Source organism: Exiguobacterium sp. s95 (genome assembly GCF_018618655.1).
Classification (GTDB): domain Bacteria; phylum Bacillota; class Bacilli; order Exiguobacteriales; family Exiguobacteriaceae; genus Exiguobacterium_A; species Exiguobacterium_A oxidotolerans.
The window spans coordinates 1-14,548 of record NZ_JACSMM010000005.1; the positions used below are offsets into that span (position 1 = coordinate 1).

Annotated in this window: 20 protein-coding genes and 1 pseudogene; 13 read left to right on the forward strand and 8 right to left on the reverse strand. The window is 51.3% G+C overall.

What is annotated here, in order from left to right; all coding sequences use genetic code 11:
- A pseudogene (locus tag KNP99_RS09810) lies at positions 1-182 on the reverse strand (copper amine oxidase); the annotation flags it as partial.
- A gap of 321 nt (positions 183-503) precedes the next feature.
- Between KNP99_RS09810 and KNP99_RS09815 the strand changes: the two are divergent.
- The 7 genes from KNP99_RS09815 to KNP99_RS09845 all read left to right on the forward strand — a co-directional run bounded on the left by KNP99_RS09815 (position 504) and on the right by KNP99_RS09845 (position 6,913).
- Positions 504-1,877 (forward strand): PepSY-associated TM helix domain-containing protein, encoded by a 1,374-nt coding sequence (locus KNP99_RS09815; protein ID WP_251132508.1) that lies wholly within the window; start codon positions 504-506, stop codon positions 1,875-1,877.
- Positions 1,874-2,326 carry a hypothetical protein gene (locus KNP99_RS09820; protein WP_214805621.1) on the forward strand — a complete coding sequence of 151 codons (453 nt, stop codon included), beginning with the start codon at positions 1,874-1,876 and terminating at the stop codon, positions 2,324-2,326. Before KNP99_RS09815 ends, KNP99_RS09820 begins: the two co-directional genes overlap by 4 nt.
- 125 nt (positions 2,327-2,451) lie before the next feature.
- On the forward strand, positions 2,452-3,822 hold the full coding sequence (locus KNP99_RS09825; RefSeq protein WP_214805618.1) for a copper amine oxidase: 1,371 nt from the start codon (positions 2,452-2,454) through the stop codon (positions 3,820-3,822).
- A gap of 250 nt (positions 3,823-4,072) precedes the next feature.
- Positions 4,073-4,324, forward strand: coding sequence for a hypothetical protein (locus tag KNP99_RS09830; protein WP_214805616.1), 252 nt, complete (start codon positions 4,073-4,075; stop codon positions 4,322-4,324).
- Positions 4,325-4,492: 168 nt separating this feature from the next.
- Positions 4,493-5,551: a bifunctional transcriptional activator/DNA repair enzyme AdaA gene (locus KNP99_RS09835; RefSeq protein ID WP_215193198.1), complete on the forward strand. Its 1,059-nt coding sequence runs from the start codon at positions 4,493-4,495 to the stop codon at positions 5,549-5,551.
- Positions 5,538-6,443 (forward strand): DNA alkylation repair protein, encoded by a 906-nt coding sequence (locus KNP99_RS09840; protein ID WP_251132509.1) that lies wholly within the window; start codon positions 5,538-5,540, stop codon positions 6,441-6,443. The genes KNP99_RS09835 and KNP99_RS09840 overlap by 14 nt, the downstream gene beginning before the upstream one ends.
- A 140-nt stretch (positions 6,444-6,583) precedes the next feature.
- Positions 6,584-6,913 carry a hypothetical protein gene (locus KNP99_RS09845; protein ID WP_214805612.1) on the forward strand — a complete coding sequence of 110 codons (330 nt, stop codon included), beginning with the start codon at positions 6,584-6,586 and terminating at the stop codon, positions 6,911-6,913.
- Between the two features lie 53 nt (positions 6,914-6,966).
- On the opposite strand, the gene KNP99_RS09850 is transcribed toward KNP99_RS09845, so the two are convergent.
- Positions 6,967-7,263, reverse strand: coding sequence for a hypothetical protein (locus KNP99_RS09850; protein ID WP_251132069.1), 297 nt, complete (start codon positions 7,261-7,263; stop codon positions 6,967-6,969).
- 22 nt (positions 7,264-7,285) lie between these two features.
- Complete coding sequence (locus KNP99_RS09855; protein WP_214805610.1) at positions 7,286-7,867, reverse strand: DEAD/DEAH box helicase family protein; 582 nt, start codon at positions 7,865-7,867, stop codon at positions 7,286-7,288.
- Between the two features lie 137 nt (positions 7,868-8,004).
- On the opposite strand from KNP99_RS09855, the gene KNP99_RS09860 reads away from it, so the two are divergent.
- Positions 8,005-8,532 (forward strand): NUMOD4 domain-containing protein, encoded by a 528-nt coding sequence (locus tag KNP99_RS09860; protein WP_214805608.1) that lies wholly within the window; start codon positions 8,005-8,007, stop codon positions 8,530-8,532.
- A 66-nt stretch (positions 8,533-8,598) separates the two neighbouring features.
- Here the strand turns inward: KNP99_RS09860 and KNP99_RS09865 are convergent, their stop codons facing one another.
- Positions 8,599-8,778, reverse strand: coding sequence for a hypothetical protein (locus KNP99_RS09865; protein ID WP_239456898.1), 180 nt, complete (start codon positions 8,776-8,778; stop codon positions 8,599-8,601).
- Between the two features lie 165 nt (positions 8,779-8,943).
- On the opposite strand from KNP99_RS09865, the gene KNP99_RS09870 reads away from it, so the two are divergent.
- Positions 8,944-10,035, forward strand: coding sequence for a GGDEF domain-containing protein (locus tag KNP99_RS09870; protein ID WP_214805606.1), 1,092 nt, complete (start codon positions 8,944-8,946; stop codon positions 10,033-10,035).
- Between the two features lie 41 nt (positions 10,036-10,076).
- On the opposite strand, the gene KNP99_RS09875 is transcribed toward KNP99_RS09870, so the two are convergent.
- The 3 genes from KNP99_RS09875 to KNP99_RS09885 all read right to left on the reverse strand — a co-directional run bounded on the left by KNP99_RS09875 (position 10,077) and on the right by KNP99_RS09885 (position 12,499).
- Positions 10,077-11,180, reverse strand: a complete 1,104-nt coding sequence (locus KNP99_RS09875) for a DNA/RNA non-specific endonuclease (RefSeq protein WP_214805604.1) — start codon at positions 11,178-11,180, stop codon at positions 10,077-10,079.
- 252 nt (positions 11,181-11,432) lie between these two features.
- Entirely contained in the window at positions 11,433-11,843 is a 411-nt protein-coding gene (locus tag KNP99_RS09880) for an NUDIX hydrolase (RefSeq protein WP_214805602.1), read from the reverse strand.
- A complete protein-coding gene (locus KNP99_RS09885) occupies positions 11,786-12,499 on the reverse strand; it encodes a Type 1 glutamine amidotransferase-like domain-containing protein (RefSeq protein WP_214805600.1) in 714 nt (237 codons plus the stop codon). Before KNP99_RS09885 ends, KNP99_RS09880 begins: the two co-directional genes overlap by 58 nt.
- A 146-nt stretch (positions 12,500-12,645) precedes the next feature.
- Here KNP99_RS09885 and KNP99_RS09890 point away from each other — a divergent pair, with 146 nt between their 5' ends.
- From KNP99_RS09890 to KNP99_RS09900, 3 genes are read left to right on the forward strand one after another with little or no spacing between them, the layout of a single operon-like run.
- Positions 12,646-13,020 (forward strand): hypothetical protein, encoded by a 375-nt coding sequence (locus tag KNP99_RS09890; RefSeq protein ID WP_214805593.1) that lies wholly within the window; start codon positions 12,646-12,648, stop codon positions 13,018-13,020.
- The gene (locus KNP99_RS09895; RefSeq protein WP_214805591.1) at positions 13,017-13,400 is read left to right on the forward strand and encodes a hypothetical protein; all 384 of its coding nucleotides are present in this window, start codon (positions 13,017-13,019) and stop codon (positions 13,398-13,400) included. Before KNP99_RS09890 ends, KNP99_RS09895 begins: the two co-directional genes overlap by 4 nt.
- A gap of 15 nt (positions 13,401-13,415) precedes the next feature.
- Positions 13,416-13,682: a hypothetical protein gene (locus tag KNP99_RS09900; protein WP_214805589.1), complete on the forward strand. Its 267-nt coding sequence runs from the start codon at positions 13,416-13,418 to the stop codon at positions 13,680-13,682.
- A 36-nt stretch (positions 13,683-13,718) separates the two neighbouring features.
- On the opposite strand, the gene KNP99_RS09905 is transcribed toward KNP99_RS09900, so the two are convergent.
- Positions 13,719-14,108 (reverse strand): RidA family protein, encoded by a 390-nt coding sequence (locus tag KNP99_RS09905; RefSeq protein ID WP_215193199.1) that lies wholly within the window; start codon positions 14,106-14,108, stop codon positions 13,719-13,721.
- 110 nt (positions 14,109-14,218) lie between these two features.
- Between KNP99_RS09905 and KNP99_RS09910 the strand changes: the two genes are divergently transcribed.
- The gene (locus KNP99_RS09910; protein WP_215193200.1) at positions 14,219-14,542 is read left to right on the forward strand and encodes a nucleoside triphosphate pyrophosphohydrolase; all 324 of its coding nucleotides are present in this window, start codon (positions 14,219-14,221) and stop codon (positions 14,540-14,542) included.
- The last annotated feature ends 6 nt before the right edge of the window (positions 14,543-14,548 follow it).

Below are 14,548 nucleotides of genomic sequence, written 5' to 3' on the forward strand. Positions count from 1 at the left end.
TGCTCAGAAAGCAATTGGTCGAGTGTCGCACGAAGATCTGCTGCTTTCGTTTTGACCGTGACGTTTTTTGCTTTGTCCTCATGCATCATGTCGTCTGAACCGCCTGATGCAAACGCCGCCGTTCCTGGTAATACGAGTGCTGCTGCCATTGCTGATGCTGCGAATTTTTTAGTGTGTTTCATTTGTAATCATCCTTTCAAATTTGGGTTTTATTTTAACCAATCTGGTAATTCGTTTCCTCATCGTTCTGAACAGCATACGCACCCGGATTTCGTTTGGATTTAAAAAAACAAAAAAAAGTGAAATCTTTTTTAAGTCATTTGTGGAATCTATGAAAAAAGACTCCAGTATGTGTGCATTTTCTTCATAGGGACTACGCAGAAACAACACTGGATTGGCAAGAATTCGCCATAGTGTGTTAAAAGTTGGCTTGATGTAACCGCTTATAATTAAAGACGTGTTCACATGTGGGACATATATAGGAAAGAACGGGGGATATGATCATGAAAGAACGGAATCAAGCTTCGCGCGTGCAGCAGAGCTGGTACCAATCGATGTGGCGGTGGCATTTTTATGCAGGCATTATTTTTGCACCGATTTTTATCATACTTGCCGTCACAGGATCGATTTACTTATTTAAACCGCAACTGGAGGATATGTTGTACCGTGACATGATCTTCACGGAAGAGACAGGGCAACGTCTGCCGCTCGAAGATCAGATGAAAGCTGTCGCGGACAAATATCCAGAGGCGGGTATTTCTTCGCTTGGTCAGTTTGAGCAACAAGACCGGACGACACGGATTGGCGTGACGTTCAAAGAGGAGTCGGGATATGTCTATGTTGATCCATACACGGGTGAAGTGACGGGGAAACGACTCGGGGCAGGACCACTCGGCTTTATTAAAACAATTCATGGGGAATTGTTTGCTGGGAAAGCCGGAAATCTTCTCGTCGAACTTGCAGCGAGCTGGGCAATCATTTTATTGGTGACAGGAACGTATCTCTTTTGGCCACGAGGGAAAACGGGGAGCTTCAAGCGTGTATTTTTCCCGTCCTTCAGACAGAAAAACGGAGCACGTAATTTTTGGAAGGGGCTTCATGGTTCAGTTGCCGTCTGGTCAACGATTGGATTACTCGTGATCATCGGTTCCGGACTCGCATGGTCGGGTGTCGCAGGTCAGTGGATCAATACGATTGCGACGAAAGCCAATTCGAATTATCCACAGTTTGCGTACGGACCGGATGAAAGTATGGCGTCAAAAATCGTCACGAAGGACATTGCGACGGATATTCCTTGGGCGACACAAAACGACGTCGTTCCGAGTTCGGGACCAGCCCGACCGTTGACACTGTCTGTGACGGAAGTCGCGGCTGAAGCGAAACAGTTAGGGATGGGACGCCCGTATCAAATTACACTTCCACAAGGGGAGACAGGGGTCTATACGTTATCCTCTCTTCAAAGTGCGCCGACCAAAGAAGCGACGATTAATCTCGATCAATATTCGGGAACGGTCTTATCCAATGTCTCTTATGCAGACTACGGACTCCTCGCGAAGGGCATTACGCTTGGGATTGGGTTTCATGAAGGACGGTTGTTTGGTTTCTTGAATCAACTCGTCGGATTAGCACTGTGTCTAGGATTAATCTTCATCGTCGTCAGCTCATTTGTTCTATGGTGGAAACGCCGAAATGGCGCGGGAAAACTAGCGCCACCAAAACGGGCGAGTGATCAACGCGTGCAAAAAATCGTTGCCGGTTTGATTGTAGTGATCAGTTTGACGATGCCACTCGCGGCACTGTCGGTCATGACGATCCTCGTACTCGATTTCTTGATTTTCACGCGTCGACGTAAAGGAAATAAGGAGGCGGCAGCATGAAGCGGATCGTATTAACAGGTTTATTCGCCAGTAGTATGGTGTTACTGGCCGGCTGTCAGTTCGAGACAAAAGCGGCTGCGCCTGCGATGAAAGTCGGACTTTACGCACCGGAGAAAATCGCAGCAGACACGAACACGACGGTCGCGCTTGAAATTGAGAACCCGCAAGCCATCGATCAGGTGCATGTTCAAGTTACGCCAGTAGGAAGTGACGAGACAGAAACGTATATGGCAGAACAGAAACAGGGACATTATGTCAGCAGTATTCCTTTTAAAAAAGCCGGTGTCTATCTCGTCAATGGTATGGTCCATGTCGGTTCGCATGTCTACACACCAAAAGCACTCGTTCAAGTGGGGGATGTGTCAGAAAAAGAGCTCGAGGCGGCACAGAGCTTATTGAAACAGGCCGTACCGGCAGGGGAACAGACGGATCATCATGGACATCATTAATGGGAAATAAGGACTTCGCTGCCGAAGTCTTTATTTTTTTGGGAAAAATATTAAAAATCAAAACTATTTGTGAACTTCTTACGTTATCTATGTGTAGTCCAAAAAAATAAAGGGGTGTTTACAAGATGAAAATGAAAAAGTCGTTTCTCGCAGTTCCACTCAGTGCCGCATTGTTGATTCCGGCAACCGGCGTCAGTGCCCATGGTCATGAAGATCACAGCAAGATGGCCAGCTCCGGAAACATGTCTCTCGATGTCTCCTCACCAGCGTCCGACCTCCGGGCGACACTCGATCAGCTTTTATCGGAACATGCCTACCTCGCAGTCGTTGCAATGCAAAAAGGGATTGATGGGGCGGATGATTTTGATCAAGCAGCAGGTGCACTGAATCAAAATGCCGATGATCTCTCAGCAGCCGTCGGATCAGTTTACGGGGATGAAGGCGGAGAAGCCTTTAAAGAAATTTGGAAAAGTCACATCGGTTACTTCGTCGATTACGTGAAAGCAACAGGGGCAGAAGATGAGGAAGCAAAACAAAAAGCGCTCGATGACCTCGATTCGTACCGCGTCGAACAGGCAGCCTTTTTGGATAAAGCAACGGAAGGGCGATTGAAAGCAGCTGATCTCGAAGGTGGCTTAAAAGTCCACGTCACCCAACTCTTGACGTCGTTCGACAGTTACGTTGCAGGTGATTATGACGCCACGTACAGCAATTTGCGAAAAGCAATCGAGCATATGTACATGGTCGGGGAAGGCTTATCCGGTGCAATCGTCGATCAATACCCGGATAAATTTGAAAATACGAAAGTCGATACACCCGCAGCCGATTTACGTGCCGGTCTGAACCACAACTTCTCGGAACACGCGGCACTCGCAATACTTGCGATGCAAAAAGGGATTGAAGGAGCAAAAGACTTTGATGCCGCAGCCGGTGCACTCAGTGAAAACACGGACGACCTGACAGCATCAATCGGCTCGGTCTACGGTAGTGATGCAGCGAAAGAATTCAAAAAAATCTGGTCGAGCCACATCGGCTACTTCGTCGACTATGTCAAAGCAACGGGGGCGGAAGATGAAGACGCACGTGACATGGCCGTCAAAGAGCTCGACGAATACCGTGTCGAACAAGCTGCCTTCCTTGATGCAGCAACGGAAGGTCGCCTGAAGTCAAAAGACCTGGAAGAAGGCTTGAAGATGCACGTTGATCAATTGTTACTCGCCTTCAACAGCTACAATGAAAAAGACTACGATAAAACGTACCCGGCAATCCGTGAAGCTTACGGTCATATGTACGGAGTCGGTGAAGGAACAGCGACAGCAATCGTCGATCAATTCCCTGATAAATTCCAAGGGACGCCAGCAAGCATGCCGAACACAGGTCTTGGTGGAGCCGCTGAAACTCAATCGTCAGCCGGTATCTTATGGTCACTGTTCGGAATTGCAGCCGCTTCACTCCTAGGATTTTTTGCACTCCGCGGTCGTCGTGAACAACAATAAGCCGTCTGACGGAGATGACTCAAAAAAGTCGCCTGAAGCGCGTGCGTTCTTTTAGACGAGAGGAGGGTGGCGGATGTAACATCGGCCACCCTTGCCTCTGTAAAGACTGACGTTTAAGTCAGTTGCATTAGATTGCAGCCTCAATGATTTTGAAGGGTTCAAGATTCGTTCCTACTCCCGCATTCTTCGGGAAACGAATCTCTGTTAGAGGACGGTCACTAGAATAGAAGTCAGGAAAGGAGGAGGAACAATGAAACGAACCAGCGGCGTGGTAGTAGTACTCGTCTTCGTCGTCTTCATAGCTCTCATGACACCAGAACTGCATGCAGTGGCAGTTGAACATCTGTTGCAGGATCCATTGACATCGAGCGAGATCATCCCGGTCGAAGATCGTGCAGTCGAGCCAGGTATCGTCCCGCGTATCTTACCGTGGATTGTCAGTAGTCTATTGCTCAGTGCCTTGGTGACGTTCCTCCTCCTGCGACGTAAACCAAAGCGTTAAATGAAAGCACAATCCGTTTCTCAGCCACCTGCGGCTGAAGAGGCGGATTTTTTTGAAGTGGACACGCGTCCGGATCAGACACGCCGCAAAAACAAAAACATCGATGCCTGATTTTCGGCGACATCGCGACGAAAGAACTCGGTATACTGTAGAAAAGGAGGCGATCGCATGGAGGACCATCAAACAGAAGAGTATTATGCGGCACTCGTCCGCCGGGATGCGACCTATGAAGGGCGGTTCTTCGTCGGCGTCAAGACGACAGGCATCTTTTGCCGGCCGTCCTGTCCTGCCCGGAAACCGAAACGCGAGAACTGTGAATTTTACAAGACGGCGAAAGAAGCCTTACTCGCTTCGTATCGCCCGTGTCTCCGCTGTAAACCGTTGTCGCACCCCGGTGCGAGTGACATCATCAGCCGTCTTGTTGCCGCTGTCGAAGCGACACCGGAAAAACGTTTTAAGGAGGCCGATTTCCGGGAACTTGGACTCGATGCATCAACGGCGCGCCGCCAATTCAAAAAACGCTTCGGGATGACGTTCGTCGAGTATGCCCGCTCACGTCGGATGGGACTGGCGATGAAAGAAATCCGGACCGGGAAACCGGTCATCGAGGCCCAGCTCGCGGGTGGCTACGAATCGAGCAGCGGCTTTCGGGATGCTTTCGCAAAAATCATGGGTGCGACACCAAAACGCTGGGACGGGACTTACTTGCAGGCGAAATGGCTCGATACGCCACTCGGTCCGATGCTCGCGATTGCGGACGACGCAGCCCTTCATTTGCTTGAATTCGTCGATCGCCGAGGACTGGAACGGGAGATCGAACGGCTTCGTCTCGCGGCACGGGCCGTCATCGTCCCGGGGGAATCAATCATCTTTGAGCAAATCGGACAGGAGCTGACCGACTATTTCGACGGGACGCTGAACAAGTTCGCGACGCCGCGCAAACTGTACGGGACACCATTCCAGCGTCTCGTCTGGGCCGAGTTGGAGCAAATTCCATCCGGGGAGACGATTTCCTATCAAGAACTTGCCATCCGGATTGGCAATCCGCTTGCTGTCCGGGCCGTCGCCCGGGCGAACGGTGCCAATCAACTGGCACTCGTCATCCCGTGTCACCGCGTCATTCGGGCGAATGGCGACTTAGGCGGATATGCCGGCGGGCTCGCCCGGAAAGCGACGTTACTCGAAACCGAACGACGAAAGGACTGGATGCTGCATGGCACTGATTAAAGATGTTTTTTCAGACGACTGGCTCGACCGCCTGAGTCGGGCGCTGGATGCGCCGCGGCTGCAGCAGGACATCAAACAAGCCGACTGGGAGGAACTCGCCTTCAAACAACGGGTCCGCCGGATTTCGACGTCGCTTGGATCGTATGTGCCACGTGAATTTGATGTGGCGGCGACAGAACTCGAACGGATTGCCCCGGAGTTCACGGGACTCGCCGGGATCGTGTTTCCCGACTATATCGAGCTCTACGGCGACGACTGGGACCGGTCGTTGCTGGCACTCGAACGACTGACGCCGTATTCGACGGCGGAGTTCGCTGTCCGGCGGTTTTTACTGAGCGATCAAGACCGGTACTTGCAACAGGCACTGCTCTGGAGCACGTCGGACGATGAACATGTCCGGCGCCTGGCATCGGAAGGGACACGACCACGCCTGCCATGGGGACAGGCCATCCCGGCGTTGATTGCCGATCCGCGTCCCGTTCTGCCGCTGCTCGACCGGTTGCTGACCGACGACTCACTTTACGTCCGCAAGAGTGTCGCCAATCACTTGAACGACATCACGAAGACGCACCCGGAACTTGTGATTGAACGACTCGATCAGCTCGGGACCGATCCCCGTGTGGACTGGGTGTTGCGTCACGCTTCACGGACGTTGCTCAAACAAGGACACCCGGACGTCCTGAAGGCATTTGGTCTCGTGACACGCGGCGCGGTGACGGTCGATGATTTGACGGTGACACCGTCGCTGCCGATCGGAGGCGAGATGTCGTTTACATTTAGCCTCGCGACGACGGAACCGCAAGTCCTGCGGATTGAATATGCGATTGATTATGTCAAAAAGCGGGGAATGAGTCAAAAGGTCTTTCGGATTAGTGAACGACAGGTGGCTTGACGGGAGACGTTTACAAAACGGCAATCGTTTCGGAACTTGACGACACGCGTCCACTATCCGGGGACGCATCGTGTGACCATCTTAATTAATGGGCAAGCTTACGCGACGGCAACGTTTGACGTGACAGGGGAGGAATGAAGATGAACGGACGCCATCCTGACTTTACGACGTCCCGTCTATTGATACAGGCGACAGATATGCAAGATGGATGTGACTGGGTGTTACGGGAACGACGCAGTAGACGAACTGTCGCGACGATTCACTTTCGGGAGCGGGAACTGACCTATCGGGCAGACGATGTCTTTGACATGGACGGTTATCTCAACGAAGCGTTGACAGTCATCACGGCCTATTTAGCACGGACATTATTGTTACCGTCCGTGACGGGCAGAGGCGGGGAAGCCGTCGTTTGGGAGAAGAGTGGATTTGAGAGAACGGATGACGGATTTTCGTTAGCCTTGACGCACTAAACGAAAAAGAGGACAATCCGCGTCGCAGACTGCGAACGGCTTGTCCTCTTTTTTTAAGGTTCCGAGATGCCGTTCGCGAGCAGCAGGAGATAAACCCAAATCACGAGCGGGAGCAACAGCATCAGAGTGGCAAGCAGGCTGAAGGTCTTGATGACAGTGTTTTTCAACCGGAGCGCAATCAGGAGTGACATCACATAGCCGACGCCGACGAGCGAATACAGACTGATCGGGACCCAAAGGCTCATATTCGGGAACGTCCGTCCGTTCAGCCCGAAGAACAGTAGGATGCTGACAATCAAGAGGATGAAAGTCAGGATCAGAGAGTGGTATTCGTTCCGGTGCGACTTCAAGCGGCATTCCCCTTTCATGACGTTACCTGACGGGTGTGTAAGACCAACCGAAGCGGGCACAGATTGCTTCGGCACTTGCAGCGGCAGAGCGTCCTTCCGTATCCAGGCGGAAGTAGTTCGGGTACGGCAGTTCTCCTGGCAGGGAGGACGTCCGGTAGCCGTCTGCCGTCTCGAGCAAGTCGTTTTCGGAAGCGGCGAGATCCCGTTTCGTAAACTTATGGGCAAGCCGGTTTTCCGTCTTGTTTCGCGCGAGACGTGTCGCGACGGATGCTTCGAGTTCGACGATATAGACGTCGGCACCCGCCTCTTCAAACAATGCGACCGTTTCCTCAATGAACTCAATCCCTCCGCCTTCGACCCCGAACAGGCAGAGGAACGTGAAGAGGACACCTTCGAGATCACTGATCGCCATCTCCTTGAACATCTCCCGGCGGATCAAGTCCTTCAGCCTGTGATGGGCGGGCTTTGAAAAGTCAAAATAGGGCAACAGCAAATCGATCGTCTGGTGGTTATGAAACAACTTCATCCCGGTCAACCGTTCGAGTTCCTGACCGATCGTCATTTTTCCGACCGCCTGCGGACCGAGCAATAAAACAAATTTCATCAAAAGACCCCGTTTCCTTTTTTTGTTAGATTACCATACCGGTTCAGCACGTTGGAGTTAGAACGTTTGTTCGTAAAATGATATAATGGAGATAACAACGGATGGCGTGTCACAACGAATGGAGGGTGTTCGGGCAGATGGAACATTGGAAGATGGTACAAGGATATGAAGGGAGTTATCAAGTGTCGACGTCGGGAAATGTTCGTTCGCTCGACCGGATTGTCGAGACGAGCCGTGGCGTCAAACAGCGGCGCACAGGTGTCCTCCTGCGTCCGCGCATCAATCAGGAAGGTTACCGGAAAGTGACGTTGTATCAGCACGGACGCGGTGAACGGTTTTACGTCGGCGAACTCGTCGCCCGGGCGTTTCTTGACCCGACTGCCTGCCAGGAGCGTCTCGTCCGGGCGGATCATGACCGGTTGAACGACCACATCGATAATCTGTCGGTCAAGCCTTCGCCGAGTCAAGCCTATGCTTCCTTGCTCGCTGAATTCGATCTGCTGTTGACGGACCATGTCGAATTGTCGGCGTGGCAGATTCGGGAGATCCGGCGGCGCTACCGGACGGGCGAAGCGTCGATTCGAAAGCTTGCGCTCGTGTACGGGGTGACTGAAAACCGGGTCCGCAATATCATCGATAAGAAAGAGGCACGGTATGTCATGTAGGCAGAAGGAAAGGGCAGTCCGAAGAAAATCGGTCTGCCCTTTTGGTTGAAAAAAAGTAAGGTGTCGTTAGCCGGCAAGTGGTAAGTACGGCGTGATTTGGCTCACCGTCAGTTGGAGGAGCTGTTGCGTTTCCTCTTTCGGTTCAGACGTGACGTAGATGATTAACGCAGCGGCGACGATTAAAAAGATGACGATGACGAGCCCGATGAAGAAAGGCATTTTACTTTTTCGTTTTTCTTCGTTCATGTCCACAGGTAGTTCCCCCTTTTACGAATTAACAGATGCATCTGTCATAATGATTCCCCTTTAAGAAAATGGAAAACCTGCAAAACGGCTAGAAAAAGGGTGCCGGTAAGACGATAAAGAAGATATAGACAGAAAAAGCTATTTTTTGAAGGGATGTCGATCGTCGTGTTGAGTCAGTTCAACCAGTTTCTATTAAACTTTTCCCTTTTGATTACGTCCCTGCTGTTCGCCTTCTTACCGATGCGCAACATCAAACGCATTTCACCGCACTCCTCAATCCGGATCCGACTTGCCGTCGGATTGATTGCAAGCGTGATCGGGGCACTGCTCGTCCTAAACAGTATCTCCTACGATGGAGCGAAGATTGATTTACGACTCGTCGCGCTCGTCACGGCGTATTATTACGGCGGCTGGATCAGTGGCGCATTGACGACGGTCGCCGTCATCGGGGCCCGTTTTCTCGTCACGCCACCCGGTGTCTACCAAGGTTTGATTCTCGCGACGCTGATTTGTCTTGCTTTACTCGTCACGGCAAGTATTTACCGTCGCTTTGCTGCCCAGACGTTCAAAGACTACCTTGTCCTACTGAGCATCGGGATCGGCTACAGCTTGCCGGCCCTGTACTTATTGACGGATACGTTCATTCGGTTTTTCGAGATGTCATTCGTCTACATCATCTTCAATCTTCTCGGAGGGTACGTGACGTTTCGTTTCCTGCAGGAGTTACGGAAACATTTCCAGTTCGTCCAAGCCCAGCAGGAGCTTGCCTTGACGGACAGTCTGACGAATCTCGCCAATCGGCGGAAACTCGATGAGACATTGGCCGACTATGACAAACACGGGTATGCCTTCTCGGTCCTGATCGTCGATATCGACTTCTTCAAGTCGGTCAATGACGAATACGGACATGATGGCGGGGATGTCGTCTTACGGCAACTCAGTCATCTGTTGACGACGTTTTGTCCGGGAACGGGACTCGTCACCCGGTATGGCGGCGAGGAATTCGTCGTCGTCCTGCCGGATATCTCGCACCGTGAAGCGGAGCGACTCGGGGAACGGATTCGGACGGCGTGCGCCGATCAACACTTCATCTTCAAACCGTATCCGGCTTTCCATGTCACGCTTTCAATGGGGGTCGCATCGTCCGACCAAGCCAAGACGGCGTTTGAAGTCGTCCAAAAAGCCGATCAGGCGCTGTATCAGGCAAAGCAGACGGGGCGCAACAAAGTCGTCGGTTATGATATGACACATAATTAAAAAAAAGGCGGCTCCGCGGAGCCTGCCTTTTTTTCGTGTTGTCATTCACCGACCATGCCGTCGTGATCGTTGTCCCGCATGTACGGATAGAGCCAGTGGTCACTCCGGATCGGCATGCTGAAACCGGCATCCTTCGCTTCCTGGATCGTGACTTGTCCGTTTCCGTTCGCATCGACGCTTGAGACGTCACCGCCCGTTTCCGGCGTCGTGCTTGGTGTCGAAGCGGCAGGCGTTTTCGCCTTCGGTTCAGCTTTTGGTGTTGCTTTTGGCGCTGCCTTTGGTTCAGCCTTCGGTTTACTTTCCGGACTCTCGGTCAGACCGAGCGACGCGTTGACACCATCCGGGTTGACGTTATCGAACTTGTCGACGATGACGTTGCCTTTGATTGTGTACGTGTACTGATAACTCGAAGGAATTTGCGTTTTCGTCGTTTCATAACGGATGATCGCTTCGAAATTCGTCGCACCACCGGCTTTACGGATAGTATCTTCCATGTACGCTTGATCGCCGTGGCGATTGAGCGTACTGTCTTGTGGTGTGATGTTGTAGGCGTTCGAGACACCGCCAAGCGAATCGGCGATGACATGTCCTTCATCAAGATCACGGTGTTCGACACCCGGGACCTTCGCTTCATCATGATAGTAGCGACCGGCTGACGTCACGTCTTCCGTTTTATCATTTTGTAAGGTGATCTTTTTGGCGATGACTTTGACGAGTTGTCCATGCTTGTTCGTAAATGCCCAGTACTCGCGGTCCCCGAACCCGATATCGACGACGACGTTCGCCTGACGCGAGCCGGACTGGTCGCCGCCATCGACTTGAATCTGTTTGTATCCGGCAAACGGATCATTGCTGGACGCCGTGACCGAGGGCTTGTCTTCTGTTTCTTTTTGATCCGTTGTCGTGTCTGATTTTTTTTCGGTCGTCTCTTTCGCAACCGGCTCTGCAGGAGGCGTCTCCTGTTTCGCGTCTTCTTTAACGATGTCCGCTGTCGGTTCTTTGACGTCGCTCGTCTGCGGCGTCTCTTCTTTTGGAGCACGTTCCTCCGTCTTCGTGTCTGTCGAAGAAACTGTCTCCTCGTCGCTCGCACATCCCGTCAGTAACAGGGCCGCTAGCGGTAATGCAAGGTACATTCGTTTTTTCATGCCGCACTCCTTTCACTTAAGCACACCCGTCTGTTTTCTCAACATCCCTGAAGCTGGCGCTAAGCTGATTTTCAATATATAACAATCTTAATATATATTTGGGAGCAATTAAACAAATATGTAAATTTACTTAAGGAATGACGACGTCAACCTCGTGACGAGATGCATCAAGGAAGTTGCATTTCAGGAAAAAGACGATCTGTCCTGGTGGGCAGGACAACAAAAAAACACGCCACTTCACGTGACGTGTTTTCAAGTCGAGACGAGCTGAGGAAATATCTGATACCGCTCAAAGTCCGTTAAGATGTTCGGTGCAATCTGTTTTCGAATCATTGCTTCGTCAGCCCAAAGATAGGCGTCGTGTTCGTCCGATAAGCTGACAGCATCGGTTTCCGCCGTACAGAAATAGACGAGTAAGATGACTTGACGGCCTGGATGGGTCAGGAAACTGGAGGTATACGCAATCCGGTCGACCGTGACTGAGAGTCCCGTTTCCTCCCGAACTTCACGGATCAGACTCGCTTCCGGTTGCTCCCCGAAATCAATCTTCCCGCCCGGACATTCCCAGGTCCCGCCACCCGAGTCGGCAGCGGCACGCTGGACGATCAGGATTCGGTGATCTTGCCGAATGATGCCTTTGACGGCGGTGACGATGGTTGGCATGTGTGTTCCTCCGTTCGCTTGAGCACGACAGGCATTGGTCCTTCCTGTCGTACGAGTTGATTGTTTTTGAGGTAAATCCCTGTCCGTTCCGGTAAACCGTAGCCGGACAGGCTTCCGGTCGTAATAAATGCCTGTTGTAAATTCGCGGCTTCATCCCAAGTATCGTAATGGACGGAGAGGACGGCGTCCGGTAAGAGGCCGAGCCCTTCAAGGACTAAGTCCCGGCCGTCCCGCTGATCAATCGCCGGAATCCGGCACTGGCCCGGCGCGAGTAAGACTCCGGCAGAAAAACCGGCGACCGGGACACTAGACCGGTACCGTTCTTGGATGATGGCGCCGATTGGTGTGTGAACGATGAACTGTTGATACCGCTCCGTTTCACCACCGGCGATGATGATCCCGGCGCTTTGTTTCAGCGTCGCAAGCTGAGACAAGGTCGGATGCCCGGAGAGCGGGAAGTGGAAAAAGTCCGTCTTCCCGTGCGCTTCGAGCGGACCGGTCAAGACGGGGGCGTAGGACATCCATGACGTACCTTCGCGCGGGACGTACAGTAAAGCGATGGGACCGGCCGATGCGCAAACGCTCGCGAAACGACGGGCGAGTCCTTCCGTAAACGGTGGACCACCGCCGAATAAGAAGAGATGTTGATTGGTCATGGGAAAGACCTCCTTCAAAAAAAGTATTCTTTTATCGTATTAGAAATATACGACAAAGGGTACCTGTTTATTTTTTGTGATAGGTAGAAAACGGAAAATGAATTACAATGGGAATACCAGGGAAAGTACAGCGAGGAGAGCTGGATATGAACCAAAAGCAGATAAATCGATTTCGCTACCGGGAGTCCGGGATGGGGCAAGGGCAAACGTTCTTCTGGACTAGGGCGACCGGGGAATTGCGATACGAAGAGGACGAGCGGGAAGAACCTAAAATCAAGCGGCTCTCGTTAAAGCAACAAGCGGTGCTTGAACAACGGTTGACGCAAGCAAAGGTAGCCGACTGGAAACCGATTTATGAGACGGAGTGGCTGATTCTCGACGGGACGGACTGGGAAATCAGTTGGAGTGGTCCAGGTGGAGACGGGGCATCTCGCGGCAGTAATGCCTTTCCAGAAGAGTGGGAAGTGCTGCGGGACTGGCTCTATGGACAATGTACAGAAAGCGGGGAGGAAACGAGATGAAAAAAGGGCTGGTCGGACTGATCGTCCTAATCGGGTACACGGTTCCGTTCGTTTATTTTGCATTATTGGAAGATTTCAAAACGGGAACGTTACTTGGTTATTTGCTGTTACTGGTCATGTTTACGGCACTCGCCTTTGTCGGACAACGTTTTAGTCATCTGTTGTTTGTAGTTTTCGGCAATCTCGTGTCTTATTTCGTCTCGGTTTATTTTGCGGGACAGAGGAACGACTTCGGCTGGGACGGGTATTTTAAACCGCTGACAGCAGAACAACTGATTCTGTTTGTCAGTCTGTTGATGCTCATTCCGCAGTTGATTGCGGTGGTCGTCGCGATGTCACGAGGAGCAAAACGACGGATGAAAAAGCAGATAACTGAATGAGTGGAGGAGACCCCGATGACTGAAAGCAGTGAAGCATTATTAGAAACCATCATCGAAATCCTGGAGACGGGACGCCAAATGGAGTTGACAGAGCTTTACCAGCGTGTACGAGAGCGGAACGATTTAGATTTGTCACGTTTTTCGACGGAAGCCGGACTCGATGCCCGCATCCGAAAATTAATATATCTTCATGCGAGTGAGTGTGAGTTATATAAAGGAACGAAGGATTTGTTCTACAGTGAGACAGGCAAAGGGACAGGACGTTGGGGATTACGGAGGTAAAAAAACACGCCACCGAAAATGACGTGTTCCAAAATATTAGACTAACCCTAAAATCTCGACCTCGACCAAAGCACCTTTTGGTAACTCTTTAACGGCAATACAAGAACGGGCCGGGAAATGGTTGTGCGGAGCAAAGTAATCCGAGTAGATATCATTAAAGGCAGCGAAATGATCCATGCTCGTTAAGTAACACGTCGTCTTGACGACGCGGTCCGGTGTCAGACCGGCTTCTTTTAAGATGGCATCGACATTTTTCATGACCTGTTCCGTCTGTTCCGTAATCCCACCGGCAACGAGTTCACCGGTCGCAGGATTGATCGGGATTTGACCGGAAGCATAGAATGTACCGTTGGCGATGAAGCCTTGGGAATAGGGACCGATGGCAGCCGGGGCGTTAGTTGTTTTGATTTTCTGGAATGAACTCATGAAAACTCCTCCTCTAACATAAAATAAATCGTATGTAGAACGTGCTATCTGCCTTGAACTATAGGATAATTTTTACAATACCATCACCATACTTACAAGGAGTGAATCCAATGCCTCTTTATCATAAATTAGTCCGAGATCAGATTCCAACTATCATTGCTCGAAACGGAAAAAATGCAACGTTCCGGACACTTAACGAGGAAGAATTCCTCGTCGAAGCGAAACTTAAATTGCATGAAGAAGTTACTGAATACAAAGAAGCAACGACGACCGAGGAAGCAGTTGAAGAATTGGCCGACTTGCTGGAGCTGATTCACGCGCTGGCCCGGACGCACGGAACGACACCGGAGCAACTGGAAGAACTCCGGCTTACGAAACACGATAAGCGGGGCGGATTTGCTGATAAGTTGTACCTGATTGAGGTCGAAGATTGATTCCAG

Bases quoted from the DNA above. Each gene is read 5' to 3' on its own strand.
- KNP99_RS09885 (WP_214805600.1), bottom strand. From the start codon at position 12,499: ATGACCAATCAACATCTCTTCTTATTCGGCGGTGGTCCACCGTTTACG.
- KNP99_RS09830 (WP_214805616.1), top strand. From the start codon at position 4,073: ATGAAACGAACCAGCGGCGTGGTAGTAGTACTCGTCTTCGTCGTCTTC.
- KNP99_RS09845 (WP_214805612.1), top strand. From the start codon at position 6,584: ATGAACGGACGCCATCCTGACTTTACGACGTCCCGTCTATTGATACAG.
- KNP99_RS09865 (WP_239456898.1), bottom strand. From the start codon at position 8,778: ATGAACGAAGAAAAACGAAAAAGTAAAATGCCTTTCTTCATCGGGCTC.
- KNP99_RS09890 (WP_214805593.1), top strand. From the start codon at position 12,646: ATGAACCAAAAGCAGATAAATCGATTTCGCTACCGGGAGTCCGGGATG.
- KNP99_RS09815 (WP_251132508.1), top strand. From the start codon at position 504: ATGAAAGAACGGAATCAAGCTTCGCGCGTGCAGCAGAGCTGGTACCAA.
- KNP99_RS09855 (WP_214805610.1), bottom strand. From the start codon at position 7,867: ATGAAATTTGTTTTATTGCTCGGTCCGCAGGCGGTCGGAAAAATGACG.
- KNP99_RS09895 (WP_214805591.1), top strand. From the start codon at position 13,017: ATGAAAAAAGGGCTGGTCGGACTGATCGTCCTAATCGGGTACACGGTT.
- KNP99_RS09880 (WP_214805602.1), bottom strand. From the start codon at position 11,843: ATGCCAACCATCGTCACCGCCGTCAAAGGCATCATTCGGCAAGATCAC.
- KNP99_RS09910 (WP_215193200.1), top strand. From the start codon at position 14,219: ATGCCTCTTTATCATAAATTAGTCCGAGATCAGATTCCAACTATCATT.
- KNP99_RS09900 (WP_214805589.1), top strand. From the start codon at position 13,416: ATGACTGAAAGCAGTGAAGCATTATTAGAAACCATCATCGAAATCCTG.
- KNP99_RS09905 (WP_215193199.1), bottom strand. From the start codon at position 14,108: ATGAGTTCATTCCAGAAAATCAAAACAACTAACGCCCCGGCTGCCATC.
- KNP99_RS09825 (WP_214805618.1), top strand. From the start codon at position 2,452: ATGAAAATGAAAAAGTCGTTTCTCGCAGTTCCACTCAGTGCCGCATTG.
- KNP99_RS09875 (WP_214805604.1), bottom strand. From the start codon at position 11,180: ATGAAAAAACGAATGTACCTTGCATTACCGCTAGCGGCCCTGTTACTG.
- KNP99_RS09840 (WP_251132509.1), top strand. From the start codon at position 5,538: ATGGCACTGATTAAAGATGTTTTTTCAGACGACTGGCTCGACCGCCTG.
- KNP99_RS09835 (WP_215193198.1), top strand. From the start codon at position 4,493: ATGGAGGACCATCAAACAGAAGAGTATTATGCGGCACTCGTCCGCCGG.
- KNP99_RS09820 (WP_214805621.1), top strand. From the start codon at position 1,874: ATGAAGCGGATCGTATTAACAGGTTTATTCGCCAGTAGTATGGTGTTA.
- KNP99_RS09860 (WP_214805608.1), top strand. From the start codon at position 8,005: ATGGAACATTGGAAGATGGTACAAGGATATGAAGGGAGTTATCAAGTG.